Genomic DNA, 21,286 nt, shown 5'->3' with positions numbered 1-21,286 from the left:
GTACTTACTAGTCCAGCAGGGCGATGATCGCCGTGGGGGCGTCCTCGCCGCGCTCGGCCAGGTCTTCGAACTCGTTTACGCCGTTGATTTCAACGCCCATGGAGATGTTGGTGATCTTTTCCAGGATCACTTCGACCACCACGGGAACCTTGAATTCGTCCATGAGTGCCTTGGCCTTGTCGAAGGCGGCGGGCAGGTCTGACGGGTTTTCCACGCGGACGGCCTTGCAGCCCAGGCCTTCGGCAACCTTGATGTGGTCCACGCCGTAGCCGTTTGTTTCCGGGGAGTTGATGTTCTCGAACGCCAGGGACACGTTCTGTTCCATGTTGAAGCCGCGCTGCGACTGGCGGATCAGGCCCAGGTACGAGTTGTTCACCACCACGTGGATGTACGGCAGGTTGAACTGTGCGCCCACGGCCAGCTCTTCGATCATGAACTGGAAGTCGTAGTCACCGGACAGGGCAACAACGGTCTCGTCCGGCTTGCCGCGGACAACGCCCAGGGCGGCAGGACATGTCCATCCCAGCGGGCCGGCCTGGCCGGCGTTGATCCACTTGCGCGGGCCAAAGACGTGCAGCAACTGCGCGCCGGCGATCTGCGAGAGGCCAATCGTGGACACGTAGGTGGTGTCCTTGCCGAAGGCCTTGTTCATCTCTTCGTACACGCGCTGCGGCTTGATCGGCACGTTCTCGAAGTGGGTCTTGCGCTGCAGGGAACCCTTGCGCGCTGTGCACTCGGCAACCCACCCGGAGTAGTCCGGCAGGGACTTGGCTGCCTGGCGCTCGCGTGCCAGCTCGATCAGCCCGTCCAGCGCCGCACCGGCGTCGGACGCGATGCCGAAGTCCGGCGAGAACACGCGGCCGATCTGCGTGGGCTCGATGTCGATGTGCACGAACTTGCGGCCGGCAGTGTAGGTGTCCAGGCCGCCGGTGTGGCGGTTGGCCCAGCGGTTGCCGATGCCGATCACGAAGTCCGAGGCCAGCATGGTCTCGTTGCCGTAGCGGTGCGAGGTCTGCAGGCCCACCATGCCAGCCATCAGGACGTGGTCGTCCGGGATGGCGCCCCAGCCCATCAGGGTGGGGATGACCGGAACGTTGAGCAGTTCGGCCAGTTCAACCAGCTGCGCGGAGGCGCCGGCGTTGATGATGCCGCCACCGGCAACGATCAGCGGGCGCTCGGCTGCGGTGAGCATGTCCAGTGCCTTTTCCAGCTGCTTGCGGCTGGCCTTCGGCTTCTCGACGGCGATGGGCTCGTAAGCGTCGATGTCGAACTCGATCTCGGCCATCTGGACGTCGAACGGCAGATCCAGTAGGACCGGGCCGGGACGGCCGGAGCGCATCAGCTGGAAGGCCTTCTGGAAGGCTCCGGGAACCTGGCCCGGTTCCAGGATGGTCATGGCCATCTTGGTGACAGGCTTGGCGATGGACTCGATGTCCACGGCCTGGAAGTCTTCCTTGTGCAGCTTGGCAACGGGCGCCTGGCCGGTGATGCAAAGCATGGGGATGGAATCTGCCCAGGCGGCGTACAGGCCGGTGATCATGTCCGTTCCTGCGGGGCCCGAGGTGCCGATGCAGATACCGATGTTTCCATCCGCTGCACGGGAGTAGCCGTCAGCCATGTGGCTGGCGCCTTCAACGTGGCGGGCCAGCGTGTGGCGGATGCCGCCGTGTGCCCGCATCGCGGAATAGAAGGGGTTGATTGCCGCGCCTGGCAGGCCGAACGCCTCGATGGCGCCTTCCTTTGCCAAGATGGCGACGGCTGCGTCTACAGTGCGCATCTTCGTCATGGTGTGCTCCTTGAAAAGTCTGTTTTGGATGTACTGAGCGAGCCGCCGTCGTACTTCACGACGGCGGTTGCCCGGTTTTGCTTGTTTCCGGCCTGTCGCCGGGATGCTTTACTTGCGGCCGGCTTTACTTGCGACCGGAGAGCTGGAGGACCTGCTTGAAGAGTCCGGAGTGGTCGAGGCCGCCGTCGCCCTGGTTGACGGTGGCGGCGACGAGCTGTGCGACGACCGCGCCGAGCGGGACTGCGACGTTGGCTTCGCGGGCTGCGGAGGTGACGATGCCGAGGTCCTTGTGGTGGAGGGCCAGGCGGAAGCCAGGCTCGAAGTTGCGGTCGAGCATCTTCTGGCCCTTCTGGTCGAGGACCTTGGAGCCGGCCAAACCGCCGCCGAGGACCTTGAGGGCTGCGTCGGTGTCCACGCCGTAGGCCTCAAGGAAGGCGATGGCCTCGCCGAGGACCTCGATGTTGACGGCCACGATCAGCTGGTTGGCTGCCTTGACGGTCTGGCCGGAGCCGGAGGGGCCGACGTGGACGATCGTCTTGCCGACCGCGGTGAGGACCGGCTGGGCTGCTTCGAAGTCGGCTGCGTCGCCGCCAACCATGATGGAGAGGACGGCGTCGATGGCGCCCTGTTCGCCACCGGAGACCGGGGCGTCGAGCGGGCGGATGCCGGCTGCGACGGCGTCTGCCGAGAGGCGGGCGGCGACGTCCGGTCGGATGCTGCTCGCGTCGATCCAGAGGGTGCCCTTCTTCGCGTTCGCGAAGACACCGTCCGGGCCGCTCACGACACCCTCGACGTCGGGGGAGTCCGGCACCATGGTGATGACGACGTCGGCGTCCTTGACGGCGTCGGCGATGCTCGTGGCACCCTTGCCGCCTTCGGAGACGAGCTTGTCGATCTTGTCCTGGCTGCGGTTGAAACCGGTGACAGTGTGGCCAGCCTTGACCAGGTTGATGGCCATGGGGAGGCCCATGATTCCGAGTCCGATAACTGCAACGTTGCTCATGATTTTCCTTACTGAAGTCTTTGTTTTAGCTCAGGTGTGCTGGACCCAACTAGCTCGCAGTTGATGTCGTTTTGAGGGCTCTAAACGACATCAACTGCTACTCAGTTGGGCGGTTGGCGTTCGCTAGTGGGAGGTGGCGCGCTGGCGGATGGCCCAGCTGAAGGCCGTTTCCTGCGGTTCCTTGTATTCGAGGCCGATGTAGCCGACGTAGCCGAGTTCGCGGCTTCGGGCGATCCATTCGCCGAGGGGAAGCTCACCGGTTCCGGGAGCCCCGCGGCCGGGGTTGTCGGCGATCTGGATGTGGCCGAAGTCCTTGGCGTGCTTCTCAATGACGGCTGCGACATCGTCCCCGTTGACTGCCAGGTGGTAGAAGTCGGCGAGGAGCTTGACGTTCTCTGCGCCGGATTCTTCCTTGACGCGGGCGATCACCTTCAGGGCGTCGGCGGCCTTGAGGAGCGGGTACTTGGGAGCGCCGCTGACGGGTTCGAGGAGTACGGTGCCGCCGATGCGTGCGACGCCTTCTGCGGCGCTGGCCAGGTTTTCGGCGCCGATGGCGTCCTGCTTCTCGGCCGACTCGCCGTCCACGCGGTTGCCGTAGAGGGCGTTGAAAGCCTTACAGCCGAGACGCTCGCCGATACCTGCGACAACGTCGATGTTGTCCAGGAACTCGGAAGAGCGGGCGGGCCAGGAAACCAGGCCGCGGTCGCCGCCGGGCATGTTGCCGGCGTTGAAGTTCAAGCCGGTGAGTTGAACGCCAGCGTCCTTGATGGCGTTCTCGAACTTCGTGGTTTCCGCGTCCGTGGGGACCGAGGTGTCGAAGGGCCACCAGAATTCGACGGCGTCAAAGCCGGCAGCCTTCGCGGCCGCGGGGCGCTCGAGCAGGGGCAGCTCCGTCAGGAGGATGGAGCAGTTCACTGTGTACGTCATCGTAGGTGTCCTTCCGGGGGAGGGCTTGGGATCTATCTTCCGCTTGGCTCTTGGCTACTTGCTTCAATCGTCTTGGCAAGTTTCCGCTTTGTGGAATTTAGATTCTGCTTTATGAAAAGTTTAGGGAAGGTGGGGGTGGGAGTCAAGGGGGATCTGGAAAGGAGGGGGCTTGGGATACCAAGCTGGCCTGAGTTGGCTGAGACTCGCTTCAACAAGCCCCTACGTCGGGTGCGCGTACAGCCCCTGAATGGCTCCGTGGGTGCGGGGGCAGATGAGGTCCGATTCGAACTCGGCGACCATGGCGAAGCGTCGAAGGGGTACCGGCGGCGGGCTCGCTGGGGTCGCGGATTGAGCTGTCGGGGGGCATCAGGGGTCTCGCCGTAGGTGGAACAGCAGGAACGTTGCGTTCGTTTTCGAGGTTCTTGATCCGCATTGCTTCCGGTAGCCACCAAGGAAATTCGCGCTTTCTATCTAAGTGTTGCCTCGCCAACGGCTAGGTGTGCCAGGTTTGACCACCTAATTTTGTCGGCTGTTGCACCTAATTCGCAGCCCCCAGCACCTAGTCACCGTTTCCCGACCTTAGTCTTCCTGCACGGGTTCCGAATTCGGAGCTTATCCGCAGAAGACAATGGGGGATTGATGGAAAAGCGCATTGTGATTGCTCGGAAAGCCTTGGCTGCAACATCGGCCTTGGCCATTGCCATCATCGGATTAGCGGCGTCGTCCCCGGCGGCGAACGCGTCGTCCGCCCGAGATCAAAACCCTCTGGAGCAAGTTCTGGCGTCTCGGCCCTTCGAGGGCGCACAGAGCCAATCGTCACCTGGAGCTCCGTCCGAAGCTAAAACCCAGAAGGTCGAGTTCGGCGACGGCGGTTCGATGAGCATTGTCGCAGCCAGCGGTCAGAAACTCACGGTACAGCCGGCGTCGATACCGCAGCAGAAGGCTGTGAAACAGTCGAAAGGCAATGTGAAGGCTGCAACAGTGTCCGTGGACAGACATCACGCATACGTTTTTGCCCAGCGAGGCGATGAATCTGGCGCCGGTTTCGTCGTGATCAACAACGAATCCGCGCCCCGCTCGTTCGGCTTTGATTTCACCTTTGATGGCCGACCCGCGGAAGTTGTGGTTGCAAGCGATGGATCAGCGGTGGTGATGGACGGCAGCGGGCGGGTGGTCAACCACATTGCTGCGCACGCCAGGGGCGAATGCATTCGTCTGGCGCCCGCTCCGATCGGGGCTATGGCGTTCCGCTATACAGGCGGCTATTGCCGGTGACGGCGGCAATCAGAGAGGAGGGACATGCTCCACTACTTAGATGAGCTCATGACGGCAATGAACGCGACCCCGGGCCGGCGCTGGTTCAACATCGCCAGTGCGGTGCTCATAGTCGTGATATTTGGGACACTCGCCAGAGTTGGCGTGTCGAGCTGGATTATCGTTCCGGCTCTTTGCATCGAATTCGTGTGCCACGGAGCCCTTGTTAATTCTTGGGCCCGAAAAGACGCCCTCGAAGCATATAGACAAAGTGAACGAGCAAGTGAACCCTAGTTTCCGCCCAAGTGGCCGTCGCTGACTTCCTAGTGACGGCCGCTTGGACCCCTGCCCGCGAGAAAGATTCGGATGGTGATCGAAACGTCAACTATCCGCGGGACGGCAACCGTGTTTGTGCTGGCGTGCAGCAGCAAATCCGTCAATCGTCTCTAGGCGTCGGCAATGGGAAGTTTGCGAGCGGCCTGCAAATTCTCACGTATGCGCCTGCTGGCGGTAACCGGATAGCCGATATCCATCCGCGCCCTCGTAGTGCGTCGTCTGCGTAAGTGCGCTTACTGAGGTGACGCACTGAAGCGGCAGATTTAGGTGTCGCCTAAGGGCCTGATGTGCGTTTACGACGCCGCCCGAGGAGGTAAATCACCGCTCACAGTCCCGTTGTCGAGCGTTCGTTTCTGAGGAGTCTCGGCTCCTAACCCACAACCAACCGCCGTCGTAAGCTCACAATCCCCAGCCCCAGCCCAACCGCCGCCGTCACACCCAGAACCCCCAGGTCACGGCCCAGATTGTCGGTTGACTGGTAGAAGATGGCGGCTTCCAAGGCATCCACTCCGTAAAACGTCGGAGTGAAGTGCGCGATGGCCTGGATCCAATCCGGCAGGAACGCGGCCACGCTGATTCCTCCGCTGAGGAAGAACAGGTAGATCGACAGGTTGATTCCGGCCCCGGCCACAGCTGAGAAGCGGCGCAGCGCACCTCCGAGTGCTGTACCAAGGCCGGCAGCCGCTAGCGCGATCAGTCCGATGGCTGCTAGGGCCGGGAGCCAATACCGACCGGCAGGCCGGAGAACGCCGAAGGCGAACGACAAGACCAGCACCACCGCCGCGACGAGCATCGTGGTCACCCAGCATGCGATGATCTTGCCGGCGATCAGCGTTCCGCGGCCGATCGGCGAGAGGAGCAGAGCCTTGATGGTCAGGTCCTCAAACTCCCGGGCCGCGGCCAGCCCACCGTTGACGATACCCATGATGGTGAGCAGCAGCACCAGGATCGGCACAAGCTGGAACTGGACCAGGTCGACGTCGTGCGCCCTCAGATCAGACTCGGACACGCCAACCATGATCGGCGTGTCTGGCTGGCCCTCATAAAATTCAGTGATGGCGGCCGGCACCGAGCGGCGCAAGTCGTTGGTGAAGTCCAGATTCAGGTTGTTGATCTGGACGCTCACGGGGTCGGGCCGGTGTGCCTGGTAATCGTCGTCGAACGAGGCCGGGATGGTGATGACTGCCGCAACCTGGAGCGTGTCCAGCAGATGAGTGGCCTCAACCGGATCGGCCCGCTGGATGCGGAACGCATTCGAGTTCTCAAGGATCGAAACGAGCCGCTGAGCCTGCGGACCGCTATCCTCGACCACCAGCGCCACCGGGTTCCGGCCCACGGCACCGGCCACAACGAAGATGATCAGCAGGAACGCGAGCGGCGGTAGAAGGCTCGCCAGAATCGCCGACGGCGTGCGGAACCATGTCAGGATGTCTTTGGCCGCAATGGCGAGTACCGCCCGTCGCGCCGCCATCAGTACGCGCCCATCATTGCCTCGCCCCTCGCCGACCGAAGACGAATGCAGCCAGCGCAACGGCTGTCAGGGTGAAGGCTGCCAGCACGATCGCGTCGACGGTCAGGCCCTGCGGAGCAGTCTGGTAGCCGTGGAAGGCATGCTGGAAAGCTGCGATCGCATAGGTGAGGGGCGACGCCGCGGCGATCGCGCCCGGGATGGCGCCCAGCCAGTTCGCCGGCCCGAACGGCCCGCTCAAGAAGAACAGGGGAAGCACGGCGGCGATCGACAGGGGGATCGCCTGCTGTCGCCGGCGGACCAGCGTCCCGAGCAGGACGCCAAGAGCGAGGAACGCCGCCAGTATCAGCAGGCCAAAGCCAAGGACTTCAAAGGGATGGAGCGGTTGTACGCCGATCAGGAAGACGACGACGGCGAGTAGCAGCAGCGCGGACGCCCCCGCGAGGGCGGCGGCACCGAGAACCTTGCCCACCCCGATGGTCAGGCGGCTGACTGGGGCCAATGCCAGTTCCTTGATGGTTCCTAGTTCGTAGTCCCGCGCGGTGTTGACGCTGCCCTGCAGTTGGGACGCGAGCATGAGGCCAGCCACCATGATGCTCACGGCAAGGTAGGGGATGTAGCCGGTGTCCTGGACTTGCACGTCGGACTCGCGGGCGGTCACCACCACCTGTTCCGGGAAGGCGTCGGCGTAAAAGGACGTTATCGAGAGCGGAACGGCACGCCGAATGTCGTTGGTGAAGTCGACGTTCAGGTTGTTGACCTCCACGGGAATGTCGATCCGCGCTTTGGCGGCCAGGGCGGCGTCGAACTCCTGAGGCACGGTGACCACAGCCACAATGGTGCCGGAGTGGATCTCGCGCTCCGCGTCAGCGGAGGAGGCCGTGTGGATGATGAACGACGACGAATTGCCCATGGCCTGGACGAACTGCTGTGCGAGGGGTCCGTGGTCATTCATCACGACGGCGATCGGTGCCTGCCCGCCGCTCAGGGCGAAGAGAAGGAAGAGCAGCAAGAAGTTGATCGGAATCAGGATTCCGATGATGGCGAAGAGTGGTTCGCGAAGGGTAAGCCGGATGTCCGCGGAGGCCACAGCCCGTACGACGCGGAGGTTGTGGCGAAGGCTCATTCCCTGAGCTCCTTACCGGTCAGGCTCAGGAAGACCTCGTCCAAGCTTGGCTCGCGGCTCTGGATCTCCTCAAGGCTCGTCACTCCGATCACTTCCGTGACGACCTTTCCGGTGACGTCGGCACCGCCTTCCACCGTGACCTTCAGCGAACTGTCGGAGGCGATCACCGAAACCACGCCGGGGAGCGCGCGGACTTTACGGACGACGTCGTCCCCGGGCGCCGGACGCGTGCGCATCTCAAGCACTGTGTCACCGAAACTGCGCCGCAGCTTGGCCGGCGAATCGAGCGCCACCAGCCGACCGCGATCGATGATGGCGAGCCGATCGCACAGGGCGTTGGCTTCCTCAAGGTAGTTGCTGGTGATGAGTACCGTGGTGCCGCCATCCTTTAGCTCCAGAATGCGGTCCCAGAGTGCGTGCCGGCTCTGCACGTCCACTCCAAGGGTCGGCTCGTCGAAATAGAGTAGTTGCGGTTCGTGGAGCATTGCCCGGACCAGGGCCAGTCGCCGCTTCATGCCACCGGAGAAAGTGGAGACGCGGCTCTTCCGACGCTCCTGAAGCTGCGCCAGCTCAAGGAGCGCTGTGATCTTCTCGTCGAGGCCCTTCCGGGGCACGTCGAAGAGATCAGCATGAAACCGCAGGTTGGCCTCGGCCGAAAGCTCCTCGTAGAGCGCATTCTCCTGGGGCACCGTTCCAAGCGAGCGCCGGATCCTTCGCGGCTCTGCCAGCACATCGATGCCGAGGACCGTGATCGCACCGGAGTTCGGGCGGCTCAAGCCGCTGATCATGTCGATGGTGGTGGTCTTGCCGGACCCGTTGGGTCCGAGGAGGCCGAAGATCTCGCCGCGCTCCACCGTCAGGCTGAGATCGTCGACGGCGGTGAACGAACCGAACCTTTTGGTGAGGCCGATGAGTTCTATGGCCGTGTCCGTCATGCCGCGCCTCCGTGTTGTTCGCGCGGGGAAGCGTGGGCCAAGGCTGGCATTCGATCACTCCCGGCGATATGGCGGGTCACGGCTCCATGATGCGACTGCCGCGGGCAATACACAAGGAGTAGAGGGTTCGTGGTGCTTCACCCGTGCCCGCCCGCCGCCAACCCCACCCCCACAGCCTCAACAAAAGCATCTGTCTCATCTGACCTCCGGCTCTTCAGCCACAGCGCCGACGTCCGCCACGCCAAAGGATCCCCAAGCAACGGCCGCCAAACCACGCCGGAAGGCAACGGGGTCCAGGGTTCCTCGTTGAAGTGCACGCCCCGGCCGGCCAGGATCAGCCCGTGCGTGAAGTGTTGGTTCCGCGCATGAACAATGGCCGCGGGCAGATAGCCAGCGTCGCGGCACGTCTCAAGGAACGAGTCGTACAGTGGCGGAGCCATGTGCCGGGGAAAGATGATCAAGGGATTCCCGGAGAGATCACCCAACCGCACAGCATCCACACCAGCCAACGGATGCGAAGCATTCAGCACCACACCCAGCGGCTTCGAATACACGGCCCCCGACTCAAAGCCAACAGCGCTCAAAGGGTGACGGACCACCGCGACGTCCAGCTCACCGTCGCGCAATCTCTCCACTTGCTCAACCGTGGTGAGCTCGTGCAGGTTCAGCAGCACGTCGGGCGCCGCGTCGCCAAATGCGGCAACCATCGCCGAAAGCGCCCGAGGGTTGGTGTCCGGTGGCACCGCGACTTGCAGGACACCCGAAGCTCCGGGCCGGATCCGCCGCATCGACTCTTGGGCCATGGCCACATGATCTAAAACCCCACGAGCATGCTCCAACAACAAAGCCCCGGCTTCGGATAGCTCCACTCCGGTCTTCCGTCGATGAAATAATTGCACCCCGAGTTCCTTTTCGAGGTCCTTGATCCGCTGCGAAAGCGGCGGCTGCGCCATGTGCAAACGCTGGGCCGCGCGGCCGAAATGAAGCTCTTCGCTGAGCACCACAAAGTACTTGAGATGGTGGAGGTCCATACCGAACCATACCAGTTTGGTATCAAGGCGAGTGGAAATTGATGTTAGACCGGTCACATTCCACGGTGGTCTGATGGATGCAATCCCCGCAGCATCCACGGAAGGAAACCCCATGTCCCAGGACGTCCTCTTCGAGCAAGTCGGCTCAACAGCCATCATCACCCTCAACCGCCCCGAGAAACTCAATGCCTGGACCGAGTCCATGCGCAACGAGCTCATCGGCCACTTGGAAGGCCTCAAAGACAACACGGACATCCGCACCGTCATCCTCACCGGCAGCGGCCGGGCCTTCTGTGCCGGGCAAGATCTCGCTGAAACCGCGTCGATGAACCCCGAGGACCATGCCTCCGCCGAGGCCTGGATCGACGGCTTCGACCGCCTGTACCGGGCCGTCCGCAACCTCGACCAGATCACCATCGCCGCGGTCAACGGCGTCGCGGCCGGTTCCGGGTTCCAGTATGCCCTCCTCGCCGACCTGCGCGTCGGCGACTCCAAAGTCCGCATGGGCCAGCCCGAAGTCCTCTCCGGTATCCCCAGCATCACCGGAATCTGGGCGATGTGGAGCATCCTGGGCAAGTCCAAGACCTCCCAGTTCGTCCTCACCGGCGAACTTGTGGATGCCGTCGAAGCGCAGCGTCTCGGCTTGCTGAACTACCTGGCCGACGACGGCGGTGTGCTGGATGACGCGAAGGAACTCGCCTCACGCTTGAGCCTCCTACCTCCGGGCGCGGTCCGCTTGACCAAGAACCGGCTCCGCAGCCTCGAGGAAGAGGAGCTGAGCGACGCCATGGCCGAAGCAAAGCGCGTCCACCGCGAGGCCTACGGAACCGGCGAACCACAACGCGAAATGGCTAGATTCCTCGCCGGCCGCGGACGCTGAAGGAGCGCGAAATGACAGTTACAACGCAAGACCGCTACCCGGACATGCTCGCTTCCCACCGCTGGGAGGTGCCGGAGTTCTACAACATGGCCGCCGACGTCGCCGATCGTCACCCACGCGGCAAGCGCGCGCTCATCCTCGAGTCCGCCGTCGAGGGCCACCGCGACATCAGCTGGGGTGAAATCCAAGACCGTTCTCGGCAAATCGCCGCCACCCTCGAAGCTGCAGGAATCAAGAAGGGCGACCGCGTCGCCGTTCTCCTTCCTCAGCGGGCCGACACCCCGGCCACCTACCTCGGCGTGCTGCGGACCGGCGCCATCCTGGTCACCATGTCCCTACTCTGGGCCGCGGAACCCATCCGCTTCCGGCTTGAGGACAGCGGTGCGGCCGCGATCATCGCCGAGGACTCGGCCAGGGGCCTCTTCGAAGGCTTCACTGGAACGTTCATCGACGTCGACGACCCCGCCATCGCCGACCGCCCAGCGGTCTTCCAGGACGTGCCCACCAAGGCCAACGACCCCGCCCTCATCTTCTATACCTCGGGCACCACGGGAAGGGCCAAAGGAATCGTCCACGCCCACCGGACGCTGCTGGGCCACAACGAGTTCGAATACTGCCACCGCCTCGGCGACGGCGACGTCTTCTACGGCGCGGGGGACTGGGCGTGGTCGCTCGCCAAGCTCATGGGACCGCTCCGGGCCGGTGCCAGTCACTTGGTGTTCCGGCCCGCCGGAGGCTTCGACCCGGCGTCGTTGTTGGAAAGCTTAAGCCGCAATAGGGTCACCAGCGCGCTGGTCAACCCGACGTTCCTCCGCAAGATGCGGGAGGACGTGCCCGACGCCGGCACCCGCTTCCCGCTGCACCTGCGGACAGTCTGTTCTTCCAACGAGCCGCTGACGCCTGACCTCATTGATTGGTTCCGGAACCAGTTTGGCGTCACGTTGATGGACTATTACGGCTCCACCGAGTCCTACCCTTTGCTGGGCAACTTCCCTGGTGTCCCGGTCAAACCGGGATCCATGGGCAGGCCGCTCCCCGGCTGGGAGGTGGCGCTGCTGGATGAGAATGAGAACGAAGTGCCCGCCGGGGAGACCGGTGAAATCTGCCTCAGGTCCCGATCGAACCCGCAGTTCCCCTTGGGATACTGGAATATGCCCGATGCCTCAGCCGCCGCGTTCGGCGGCGACTGGTACCACACCAAGGACCAGGCTTACGCTGACCATGACGGCTACTTCTGGTTCCTCGGCCGGAGCGACGACGTCATCAAGACGTCGGGCTACCGGGTGGGGCCGTACGAACTGGAAGCGGTCATCAGGGAACTCGATCCCGTCAGGGATGTATCAGTGACGGGAGTGCCGGATGAACTCCGGGGCCAGTCCATCAAGGCGTGGGTGGAATTGATGCCGGGCCACAGCGGCGACGCCGAATTGAGCGAGTCGATCGTGTCCCACGTCAAGGCGAACTTCTCCCGCTTCGCGTATCCGCGCTTTATTGAATACGTCACCGCGTTGCCGAAATCGGCCACCGGAAAAGTCCAAAGGGCACAGCTCCGCGCACTTCCCCACTCTTCACCTTCCGACCCCCACGAAGGACAAGCGTCATGAACACCCTCATCGAGAACCCAGCAGAGACTGACTCTTCCCCGCGCCGGAGCCTCAAGCGCGTAGCCGCGGCGGCCGCCGTCGGGAACTTCGTAGAGTGGTTCGACTCAGCGGCTTACGCCGTGATGTCGGTGACCATCGCCAAGCTTTTCTTCCCGGACTATTCGACGACGGCGTCCCTCCTGGCCGTGTGGGCGATCTTCGCCGGCGGCTTCATCGCGAGGCCGCTCGGGGCGGCGTTCTTCGGCCGTTACGGCGACCGGATCGGCCGCAACAAGATGCTCGGCCTGTGCGTGGTGATCATGAGCGCTGCGACGTTCTGCATTGGCATTCTGCCGACGTTTGCGGTGATCGGCGTATGGGCTCCGATCCTGTTGTTCGTCTTCCGGGCCGTTCAGGGGTTCACCACCGGCGGAGAGTACACGGGCTCCTCGGCGTTCATTGTTGAATACGCTCCGGCTGGAAAGCGCGCCACTTACGCCAGCATCATCCCGGTAACCGTGGGCCTGGCTTCGGTGGCCGGGGCATTGCTCGGCGCAGCCATCACCGCGAATCTCAGCTCGGGTGACTTGCAAGCGTGGGGTTGGCGAATCCCGTTCCTCCTCGCTGCGCCGCTAGGCCTGATCGGGCTGTACATCAGGTCTCGCGTGGACGACACTCCAGTGTTCCGCGGTTTGGAAAACAAAGGCAAGGTGGCCAAACGGCCCCTGGGCGACGCCGTCAGGCTCTGCGCGCGGCAAATCTTTACGCTGTTCGGCTACAGCATCACCAACGCAGTGGCGTACTACCTGATGAGCAGCTACATGATCGCCTACATGACCTCGAGCCTGCACTACTCAAGCACGGACTCGATGATCACCAGCGTCATCACCATGCTCGTCTACACCGCGGTCTGCCCCTTGGCTGCGCGGGCAAGTGACCGATTTGGCCGGAAACGGATGCTCTTGGTGTCCTGCATCGGCTTCGTGATCATGACGATTCCGGCATTCTCCATCATGCCGCTGGGACTCGGATTCGCGATTGTCGGGACGAGCATCCTGGGCGCCCTGGTGGCTGTGATCGGAACGTCCAACGTGCCGGCACTCGTCGAGATGTTCCCGTCGGCGGTGCGGGCGTCCGGCTCGGCGATCGGCTACACCTTGGCCTACGTCCTGTTTGGCGGGACCGCACCGTTTGTGGCCACCGGGCTGGTTGCGGGCTTCGGTACCCCGCTGGCGCCGGCCTTCTACCTGATGGGCGTTGCGGTGGTCTCCGCGGTCGTTGTGATCCTGTTCTTCCGCGAGACGAAGGGACTGTCTCTGTCGCGGACCACCGTGCTGTAGCTTTTCCCGCTCAAAGCCCCGGCTGCTCTGTCAATTGACTAGGCGGCCGGGGCTTTGCGGTCGTGCGTCGCGCGGCCCTTTTGCCGGGTGTTCACCGCTTGGATGCCCCTGCGGGCTACGATGCCACCATGTCGAAGCCGTCCATTGAGGATACTGCCGGACACGTCGTGCATCTGCTTGAGCGGTTGGATGCACCTGCTTCCGCGCCCCAGTCGCTCCTGCTCCCGAAGCACCTCGGCCCGCGCGGTCGCGTGATATTCGCGTTCGTCAATGTGATCGTGACCATTGCCGCCGTCTTCGCGCTCTATTTCCTTTGGAGGTCGGAGGAGTCGCCCGGCTGGTGGTTCAACCTGATCTTCACTGTCATGATCGGCGGCATTCCTGCTGTGTTGTGGGCGATCCTGATCGGAACCGGCGAAGAAGCGAGGTTCGACCATGCGCTGCAGGCCAAATGGGACCAGTCCAGGCACGACGCTGGCGCTGAGTGGGGTAGGGTACTCGCACGCGACATTCGACTCACCGAGAACGGCTCGGTCTCGTCGTTCGACCTCACCGTGACGCTCGACGACGGCTCGACCCTGCGCGGACGTTGGCGCCCGGAAAAGGCGACCCGGGTATCCCTTCTGCAGTCGCAAGTGCCGGGCGTCGGTGCCGAAGTGCGCGTGTGGCGGATCGTGGAAGCGGGGGTCGATCCGTCGAATATCCCTGTGGTCATCCAGGCGGCCGACGCGAGTGTCGTGGCGCGACAGCCCTGACCCCTCGACTTTCCGGGGCTTCGTCCGCCGCCGAAACCGGCGCCGCATTCTTCGGGCGGCTGAGGAACTGTTCAGCTCGAACTGAAAGCCCGCGAGGGAACTAGATTTCGCTATTGGTAATGCGATCACGCCACTGGGAGATTTCTTTCTTTTTTCTCTTACGTTGCCGACGAGGAAGATCTTCTAAACCGGTGTTGAGCAATGCATCGAGACTTCTCCACCTGAGATACGCCCATCGATGCGACTGCGATCGCGCGTTCAGAACCATGCCCCGGACCGGGAACCACACCGAGTTCTTGAGGTTCCCATTGTTTAGCATTCCTAGGACGAATCCTACTTGGAGGATGGCTATGGTCCAGGCCATGACACTAAACGGGAAATAGTCGAATACCATGAATGCTATTGCAACACTCGGTCCTAATGAAGCGGCCAGGAACTTGATAGCAAGCCCAGTCTTGCGCCAACCTCGATGCGCAGCTGCGATTCCGGCCTCACAAATCCACCCGGCGACCAAGAGAATGATCCCCCCGACATAGGAATTGTATATGAATAGCGTCGCAAATATCGGGAGGGTGCGGGGATCTCCCCAATCGGGCTTCATCTCGTCTATCAGTTGAGACAGAATAGCAATCTCCACGGTGGCCGCGAGTGCCACGATCAACCATCTCCAAATTACGTGCCAGGCCTGCCGTCGTTTGACCGGCGCCTCCTGTATTCGGGTTCCCCACCTACTTCCCCAGTTCCTTACAAGCATGTCCCTCCGAAAAGCCGCATGGTTTACGGCCCATTCCTTTGCTATGGATTGCATACCGAAATATCCGCTACCCGGCACAGACAGAAGGAGGACGATCCATAATGCCGCGCAAGCAGCAGCTATTGAAAGTGTAGATCTGGGCCAGTCGGGTTGGCTGGAATTGAGGATTATCCAGATGATTCCCCCGATGGGCGCGGTCGAGGCGCCTAGGATCGCTGCCCACTGGATGAAGTTTCTAAATCTCAGGATGATGAATGCTCGAACCGCCGTTTCAGCATCGATGCTTGCTTGGGAAGTCACTTCGATGCGATTTATGGCCAAGAGCAGGCTGCCAAAGGCAACGAAACCGGACAGCCCGCTGGCATCCAGTGCGAAGATCGCCAAGTACCCTCTTAATTGCTCGATATCTAGGACACGGTCGTTCTTGAACAGCCTCCATCCTGGCGCCAAAGCAATCGCCAACAGAGTGCCTGCTGCACTTATCGGCATGTATAACGCGATAAGAAGTGCTGTTCTTACTAGTTTGGAGTGTTCTGACCTGCCAGCGGCATGAGTTTCGTTCAACGACAAGTTATCTGGCAGCGTCACTGAGATCCTTCGATTCTGGAAATGGCTGATTTGCAAGTAGTACGGTACGGCCCTTTCGCGCCGCGTAGGGGTGGGTTCCGGGCGAATTGGGTAGCGATTTTCCCAAATTGGGTGGTGGAAACGCCGCACTCAACGTCGACGGCGCGGAGCAGTGAGCGTCCGGCACCGGCGATCGTGAGTAGGTCGTGGACGACCACTCAATCTTGCCGTTTCGGCCACTCAATTTGCTGAAATCACACCCCTAGCGGAGGTAGCGGGCGATTAGCCTCTCCGAAGGAGAGGCTCCGACCCGGGATCGAACCAAGAGGTGCTGACATGACGAATAGGCCGTTGCTCGCAATAGCCGCTTGCTGGTTCACGATTTCGTTCATGTTTGGCGCCACAGTCTTGGTCATCGGACTTGCGCCCGTTCCACTAGCGCTATTTCTCGTTGTCCCTTTTGGCGTTGCTTTTCTAGCCGTGGGGGCCATCTGGGGTAAACACGACGCGATCCTCTCCGGCGAACTGCCTTCGCAGGCTTTGATCTTCAGCGGGATCATCGCTTTCAACGTCACTCTCCTCCTCCGAGGCAGGGATGTGGGCTGGTTCTTGGTTCCGCTGCTAGCCCTGACCCTGTTTGTAGGGTGTCTGATCTGGGCCCGAAAGCGGGCTCCTCCCCCTGAACAGTAGCCGCCTCGCGCGCCGCACTATGGGACTAGTTTCTGCAGGAGAGATCGGGCACGAGCGGGAGAGCAAATTCGATATTCATATCTGACAAGAAATGTGGTCGGAATTCCAAAGCCGACCTGTAATTGAGATTGGGGAATCGGATGAAAATCGCAAGGAAAATGAGGAAGGCAGGCGCCGCAATCGCGTATTTCGATAATGGACAGCCGATCACGGCAAATATGTGGATCCAGCCGGTTTCAAATGGCGGCTGTGGGAGTTTTTCCTCGTCGGCGGTGATGAACGTATCACCCAACTGGATCCGCAACACGACCTCGTTCTACCAGTACGGAGTTGGGTCCATCAGCATCAAGGGTGTCAATGTATCGGGATCGGGAACCAGCAATCCGGCGACACTTCAGTGGACCAACAGTAACGGCGCTCGTGGATCCTATCTGAGTGGCACTATCTGCATGGGTTGGGGGGCGTTCTACCTAGGTGCGGATGTGGCGGCCGCTGCTTACTACTACGGCAATTTGCGCACTGCTTCCGCGCACGTCTGACGAAGAGATCGGCACTGCAGTAATGAAGAGAGGCCCGGGTATATGTCGTCGAAACTTGCAGCACATGCGAAGCGCCAAACTATTGCCGGTGCTAATCGTGGCTATGCTCTGCCTGCCTGCCTGCAGTGGCAGTCTCTCCGCGCCGGCTAACGATGTTTCTGCCATACAAGAAGACTTGAAGAAGCTCCAGGGAATCAACGGCCTCATAAGGATGCCCGAAAGGGAGGGCCAAGAGCGCGGGGATCTCTATACCACGGCGTTGTACTCCGAAAACCTTGGTTCCTACCTGCCGGCCGCGGACAACGCCAAGGGGACTGTCCGTGAAGCACTCGGCGCGCAGTCCACAGCCGACCTGCCGACGCTCTGGTCGGCGCTCAAGTTGATGAGGGCTACCGGCGCAGCTTTGCCTGGCGATTTGGAGGCGAGATTGGCCAATGCCGCGATTCCTCCGAGACAACAGGATGTAGGCGCGGAGATCGCCGCTCTGTGGTTTTGGATCGATATCGGTAGGATGCAAGGCTGGTCTGCGATCGCTGGAAAGTCCTTTGTGGAAGAAGCGCTCGTGCGGCTTAGGGCAATTGACGTCAGCTCGATCACGAACATGCCCTATCTTGTGTGGCGCCTCTTCGATTCCTATTCGGCTCTGCAAAAGCAGAAACCCGGCGAATTGGAACGAGCGTTGAAAAACGTGGAATCCAAGAAGCTCCCTGGCGACTATGAGTCGACCCTTGACTTTCAAGCCGTTCTAGAAGCGAGAGTGACTCTTGGAAAGGATCTCGTCGTTCCAAACAATGCTAAAGACCATATCGTTGGGCTTCTGGATTCAAGCCAGGTGCTTTCTGGCGGACAGCAGCAAAGAGTCGCGTTTTGTCGCGCTCTGATCAACGAACCTTCACTACTACTAGCAGACGAACCAAGTTCGGGTCTGGACTCGACAAATACAGAAGCCATCCTTGACGCCATGCGAACGGGCGCCAACGGCGGGTGCGGTGTCCTCGTCGCTTCCCATGACGAAGTCTTCCAGCAAGTGGCCCACCGTCAACTTCCCATGAAGGAGTTGCTCTTTGAACAAAAGTAGAGTCTTTGCTGCGAGGTCAGTGCGGCTTTCTCTCTCGAAATTGAGGCCACTCGCGGTACTGATGAGTCTTGGCATTGCGGTGTTCATTTTCGCCGACAGCATCGTTGGGACGGGCATCACTTCATACTCAAACAAAATCACCACCAACTCTGCCCTGAATTATGTTGAGGTAACTTCGGTAGGTCCAGACTCAGCTCGAGAGATCACCGACGACTCGTTGTCCCGTTTTGACCAAATCGATCATGTGGTGGGGTCTTCCGGCTGGGCACAAATTGACCTCGCCATAGAGGATCCTGCGAACTGGCCGACTCCGAACAACCCGGGTGCATTCATGGGTACGCCATTTATCAGCGGTATCACCCCGAAGGTACTGCTCGGAGACGTCTCCAGCGACGGCCCTGGGGAAGGCCAGATCCTGCTCCCCGACCGGGGTCAAGGCCAGAAATATGCTCAGCTACTCGGCAAGGAAATGAGCTTCGTGTACACGAAGGAAATCGGCCCCGGCAACGGGGAACCCGTTTCCATATCTCTGCGCGTGGCAGGTATCTATGACAACTCGTCGCCGGGTACCGATGGCGCGCAAGCTGCTTACGTATCCAGCAAGGTGCTCAAGTCAACACTCGCCAACGCCCGGCCGGATGCTAAAGAGTTGCTATATCCCCGAGCATATATTCGCGTTGACTCCGCAGACGATGTGGTCGATGCACAAAATCAAGTCCGAGCGCTCGGATACTCAGTTAACAGCGTTGCAGGCCAAATCCGGTCCTTGTCAGGCCTATTTGCGCTTCTTGCCCTTGTCAGCTGGGTGACCGGTGGCTTCTTGATCATCTTCTGCCTCGGGGTTGGAGTGTCGGTCGGTGGCAGCTGGATTAAGCAGAGGGCACGCGAGGTGGGTCTTCTTAAAGCCATCGGCTGGTCGGGGGCCTCGATAGCCGGGGTCTACATGGCGGAGTTGGCGGCGGTGGGCCTCATTATTGGTGTGGTGGGAGCGCTCCTGGGGACTTTTTGCTCCATCGCAGGAACGGCGGTCTTCAGCGGCCTCCAACTCGACCTCTTGCCGGTGGCTGCGTGGGCTATGCCCAATTGGCTGCTGGTGCTCGGAGCACTCTTCTGCGTGCCTTTGTTCTTGTGCCTTGGAGCCGTCGGCCACGTCGCAAGACTCGCTCGGCTCGACGCCGATTCCTCGCTGAGGGACTTGTAAATCCGGAGCGCTCGAGATCCGGAACCTTGCTCGCCGCCCATCCGTGAGGCTGTGCTGGGTATCTGTTAGGCCAGAACTCAGCGGACGGAGTGAACTTTGAGTCCCTCTATACTTTCGAAATCTGCGGTGTTGAGCGTGTAGAGGGGGAGGTTATTGGCTATCGCGGTTGCCGCTATGAGGGCGTCGTAAGCTCGTGCTTTGGGTTTACGACCATTCCGGCGCAGTGATGCGGCCACCTGACCGAAGGCCCGGGCACAAGCCGCATCGAAGGGGAGCGGGTCGAAGTCTGCTTCCGCCTGCTGGAGGTGCGCCTGCCGCGCCGCCCGTTCCTTCTCTGTGGCGGCGACCAGAGGGCCGACGGAGAGTTCCGCGAGGGTCACGGCGCTGATGAGGCATTCATGAGGCAACAAGGACTCGGCGAGATCTCCGAGCCCGATGACAGTGGATGTGTCCAAAATTCCCCGTTCCGGGGTTCCCTGGGTCACAGCCCCGCGTCCAGGATCTCGTCCAGATCTGCTCGGAATGTTTCAATATCCACGCGCGGCAGGTGCCGGCGGCTGGCGATCAATTGTTCTGTTTGGCGGCTGCGTCGGCGCACGGGTTGGAGCTCGGCTACCTCGTGGCCGTCGCGGGTAACGATCAACGTCTCGCCATGAGCTACCCGCTCAAGGACTTCACCGCCATGGTTCCGTAGCTCGCGCACTGTCACAGTTCCCATGCATCAAGTGTATCACCGGTGATACGGCGAAACTGAGTTCTAGCGCGCCGCTAAACGCCCAACACGAGGTCACCCCTTGCCAAAACCCTCCCCAATATCCCGCCCGATCCGCCGCAACAGCTCTGCGACAGCGCAGGGTCCTTTGACGAATCCTGGTCCGTGTAGTTCGCCGGTGTGTACACACGCGAGATCCACATCTCGGACCACTGCTCTTTCGGCAGCAACGAGCGGCCCGCGACGGCGATGATCGGCCGGGTGCCCGAGCGGCATGCGACGGCGGCGGGCAGCTTCCCGGCGAGGGTCTGCTCGTCGATGCTGCCCTCGCCGGTGATGACGACGTCGCAGCTGTCCTTGCGGGTATCGAAGTCCAGCATGTCCAGGCTGCAACATCCGCAAGCGACGCGCCCTTCTGCGGTCCGAACACGGCCGGGGCTACCTGCGAGCTGCGCAACGGGTTGTGCCTGTCGCTAGCAACAATGAGTTCCGTATCAGCCAGCCCAGGGAGCGCCGTCCCTAGGACGGAACGAACTAGGCCGAGGTTCCTCCTGACGGCGGCATCCACGCTGCCGTCACCTCCGTCCGCCGGGGGCAACAGTTCACAGTGGACCGAGCTGACGGAACGGAACCCGCTGCCAGGGCGTCCGCCACCTCGCCGGCAGTGACGCCACTCAAAACGTGGTTTCTACGCACTCAATTTCGGCTTTTCACCACTCAGCCGGGGCCAGCGTGCCCGATTCTGAAAGGTGGCGGGAATCGTGCACCGCAGCCTCAACAGTTGACCGCCGTACGTCGCCCCGCCCCAGACGTCATTTGAAAGGACCTCATGAATTCGCAGCTGATAACCCGTCACTACCAGGCTCTCCTGAAGTGCCTCGGAATCGCGGTAGCCTCCTGCTCGGCCATATCGTCCGGACTGCTCTGGGCTGCCGCCCCTCCCGACGGACTGCGGGTCCTTGACCCGGTGGCTACGAAAGCCACCCTGCTCACACTCCTGGCCGTGCTGGGAGTAATTTTGCCCCTGATTTCCGCTCTCATCCCACGACAATATCTGAGGTTCATTGCGACCGTATTCGCGGCCGCTGCCATGACCAACGCTGTCGTCCTCAGCCCCATGATTGTCGTCCCGTTCCAGGACGCAACATCGTTCATCGCGGTCATCGGTGCGATCGGCATGGCGGTCGCCAGCGTCCCGGCGCTTCATGAACCTGTCGAGGATCCGGAGAACTCGGGTACAGAACAGGCCTAATGGCCCAGATGGCCCGGAATCCGGGCATCGGCGGGATCCAGCTCCGGGCGGCTCTTGTTGCCCGCGTCC

20 protein-coding genes and 2 pseudogenes are annotated in these 21,286 nt (G+C 61.6%); 10 read left to right on the top strand and 12 right to left on the bottom strand.

The annotated features are described in order from the left end of the window. Nucleotides 1–7: 7 nt before the first annotated feature. From gcl to HNP00_RS22270, 3 genes are all read right to left on the bottom strand, one after another. Nucleotides 8–1,786 carry a glyoxylate carboligase gene (gene gcl, locus HNP00_RS22280; RefSeq protein WP_184741897.1) on the bottom strand — a complete coding sequence of 593 codons (1,779 nt, stop codon included), beginning with the start codon at nucleotides 1,784–1,786 and terminating at the stop codon, nucleotides 8–10. 124 nt (nucleotides 1,787–1,910) lie between these two features. Continuing rightward, nucleotides 1,911–2,789, bottom strand: a complete 879-nt coding sequence (locus tag HNP00_RS22275) for a 2-hydroxy-3-oxopropionate reductase (protein ID WP_184741896.1) — start codon at nucleotides 2,787–2,789, stop codon at nucleotides 1,911–1,913. Between the two features lie 123 nt (nucleotides 2,790–2,912). Then, on the bottom strand, nucleotides 2,913–3,716 hold the full coding sequence (locus HNP00_RS22270) for a hydroxypyruvate isomerase family protein (RefSeq protein ID WP_184741895.1): 804 nt from the start codon (nucleotides 3,714–3,716) through the stop codon (nucleotides 2,913–2,915). Between the two features lie 636 nt (nucleotides 3,717–4,352). Between HNP00_RS22270 and HNP00_RS22265 the strand changes: the two genes are divergently transcribed. Then, nucleotides 4,353–4,991, top strand: a complete 639-nt coding sequence (locus HNP00_RS22265; protein ID WP_184741894.1) for a hypothetical protein — start codon at nucleotides 4,353–4,355, stop codon at nucleotides 4,989–4,991. Between the two features lie 685 nt (nucleotides 4,992–5,676). Here HNP00_RS22265 and HNP00_RS22260 read toward each other — a convergent pair. The 4 genes from HNP00_RS22260 to HNP00_RS22245 form a co-directional block, all read right to left on the bottom strand. Then, nucleotides 5,677–6,777: an ABC transporter permease gene (locus HNP00_RS22260; protein ID WP_184741893.1), complete on the bottom strand. Its 1,101-nt coding sequence runs from the start codon at nucleotides 6,775–6,777 to the stop codon at nucleotides 5,677–5,679. 13 nt (nucleotides 6,778–6,790) lie between these two features. Beyond that, on the bottom strand, nucleotides 6,791–7,900 hold the full coding sequence (locus HNP00_RS22255) for an ABC transporter permease (protein WP_184741892.1): 1,110 nt from the start codon (nucleotides 7,898–7,900) through the stop codon (nucleotides 6,791–6,793). Further along, entirely contained in the window at nucleotides 7,897–8,835 is a 939-nt protein-coding gene (locus HNP00_RS22250; RefSeq protein ID WP_184741891.1) for an ATP-binding cassette domain-containing protein, read from the bottom strand. Before HNP00_RS22250 ends, HNP00_RS22255 begins: the two co-directional genes overlap by 4 nt. A gap of 137 nt (nucleotides 8,836–8,972) precedes the next feature. Continuing rightward, the gene (locus tag HNP00_RS22245; RefSeq protein WP_184741890.1) at nucleotides 8,973–9,866 is read right to left on the bottom strand and encodes a LysR substrate-binding domain-containing protein; all 894 of its coding nucleotides are present in this window, start codon (nucleotides 9,864–9,866) and stop codon (nucleotides 8,973–8,975) included. Between the two features lie 112 nt (nucleotides 9,867–9,978). On the opposite strand from HNP00_RS22245, the gene HNP00_RS22240 reads away from it, so the two are divergent. The 4 genes from HNP00_RS22240 (at nucleotide 9,979) to HNP00_RS22225 (ending at nucleotide 14,424) form a co-directional block, all read left to right on the top strand. Next, nucleotides 9,979–10,746: an enoyl-CoA hydratase/isomerase family protein gene (locus tag HNP00_RS22240; protein ID WP_184741889.1), complete on the top strand. Its 768-nt coding sequence runs from the start codon at nucleotides 9,979–9,981 to the stop codon at nucleotides 10,744–10,746. Nucleotides 10,747–10,757: 11 nt separating this feature from the next. Then, nucleotides 10,758–12,350, top strand: a complete 1,593-nt coding sequence (locus HNP00_RS22235) for an acyl-CoA synthetase (protein WP_184741888.1) — start codon at nucleotides 10,758–10,760, stop codon at nucleotides 12,348–12,350. Then, a complete protein-coding gene (locus tag HNP00_RS22230) occupies nucleotides 12,347–13,669 on the top strand; it encodes an MFS transporter (RefSeq protein WP_184741887.1) in 1,323 nt (440 codons plus the stop codon). The genes HNP00_RS22235 and HNP00_RS22230 overlap by 4 nt, the downstream gene beginning before the upstream one ends. A gap of 128 nt (nucleotides 13,670–13,797) precedes the next feature. Next, nucleotides 13,798–14,424 carry a hypothetical protein gene (locus HNP00_RS22225; RefSeq protein WP_184741886.1) on the top strand — a complete coding sequence of 209 codons (627 nt, stop codon included), beginning with the start codon at nucleotides 13,798–13,800 and terminating at the stop codon, nucleotides 14,422–14,424. A gap of 100 nt (nucleotides 14,425–14,524) precedes the next feature. Here HNP00_RS22225 and HNP00_RS22220 read toward each other — a convergent pair whose 3' ends face one another. Continuing rightward, nucleotides 14,525–15,766: a hypothetical protein gene (locus tag HNP00_RS22220; RefSeq protein ID WP_184741885.1), complete on the bottom strand. Its 1,242-nt coding sequence runs from the start codon at nucleotides 15,764–15,766 to the stop codon at nucleotides 14,525–14,527. A 315-nt stretch (nucleotides 15,767–16,081) separates the two neighbouring features. Here HNP00_RS22220 and HNP00_RS22215 point away from each other — a divergent pair, with 315 nt between their 5' ends. The 4 genes and pseudogenes from HNP00_RS22215 to HNP00_RS22200 all read left to right on the top strand — a co-directional run bounded on the left by HNP00_RS22215 (nucleotide 16,082) and on the right by HNP00_RS22200 (nucleotide 19,253). Further along, nucleotides 16,082–16,435: a hypothetical protein gene (locus HNP00_RS22215; RefSeq protein ID WP_184741884.1), complete on the top strand. Its 354-nt coding sequence runs from the start codon at nucleotides 16,082–16,084 to the stop codon at nucleotides 16,433–16,435. Nucleotides 16,436–16,593: 158 nt separating this feature from the next. Next, nucleotides 16,594–16,974: a hypothetical protein gene (locus HNP00_RS22210; RefSeq protein ID WP_184741883.1), complete on the top strand. Its 381-nt coding sequence runs from the start codon at nucleotides 16,594–16,596 to the stop codon at nucleotides 16,972–16,974. Continuing rightward, nucleotides 16,916–17,881 (top strand): annotated as a pseudogene (locus HNP00_RS23730) (hypothetical protein); the annotation flags it as partial. The gene HNP00_RS22210 and the pseudogene HNP00_RS23730, both read left to right, overlap by 59 nt. Nucleotides 17,882–18,113: 232 nt before the next feature. Continuing rightward, on the top strand, nucleotides 18,114–19,253 hold the full coding sequence (locus tag HNP00_RS22200) for an ABC transporter permease (protein WP_184741882.1): 1,140 nt from the start codon (nucleotides 18,114–18,116) through the stop codon (nucleotides 19,251–19,253). Nucleotides 19,254–19,330: 77 nt separating this feature from the next. Here the strand turns inward: HNP00_RS22200 and HNP00_RS22195 are convergent, their stop codons facing one another. The 4 genes and pseudogenes from HNP00_RS22195 to HNP00_RS23880 form a co-directional block, all read right to left on the bottom strand. Further along, nucleotides 19,331–19,738, bottom strand: coding sequence for a type II toxin-antitoxin system VapC family toxin (locus HNP00_RS22195; RefSeq protein WP_311770652.1), 408 nt, complete (start codon nucleotides 19,736–19,738; stop codon nucleotides 19,331–19,333). Next, on the bottom strand, nucleotides 19,735–19,971 hold the full coding sequence (locus tag HNP00_RS22190) for a type II toxin-antitoxin system Phd/YefM family antitoxin (RefSeq protein WP_184741881.1): 237 nt from the start codon (nucleotides 19,969–19,971) through the stop codon (nucleotides 19,735–19,737). Before HNP00_RS22190 ends, HNP00_RS22195 begins: the two co-directional genes overlap by 4 nt. Before the next feature lie 50 nt (nucleotides 19,972–20,021). Further along, nucleotides 20,022–20,345 (bottom strand): glycerate kinase, encoded by a 324-nt coding sequence (locus tag HNP00_RS23885; protein WP_395893849.1) that lies wholly within the window; start codon nucleotides 20,343–20,345, stop codon nucleotides 20,022–20,024. A gap of 66 nt (nucleotides 20,346–20,411) precedes the next feature. After that, a pseudogene (locus HNP00_RS23880) lies at nucleotides 20,412–20,533 on the bottom strand (hypothetical protein); the annotation flags it as partial. A gap of 261 nt (nucleotides 20,534–20,794) precedes the next feature. Here HNP00_RS23880 and HNP00_RS22180 point away from each other — a divergent pair. After that, nucleotides 20,795–21,217 carry a hypothetical protein gene (locus HNP00_RS22180; RefSeq protein ID WP_184741880.1) on the top strand — a complete coding sequence of 141 codons (423 nt, stop codon included), beginning with the start codon at nucleotides 20,795–20,797 and terminating at the stop codon, nucleotides 21,215–21,217. Nucleotides 21,218–21,286: the final 69 nt, after the last annotated feature.

This window comes from Arthrobacter sp. AZCC_0090, assembly GCF_014207375.1.
In the GTDB taxonomy this organism is placed as follows: Bacteria; Actinomycetota; Actinomycetes; order Actinomycetales; family Micrococcaceae; genus Arthrobacter.
Note: the sequence above shows the minus strand (reverse complement) of the source record. Positions and strands in the feature narration are given on the sequence as shown.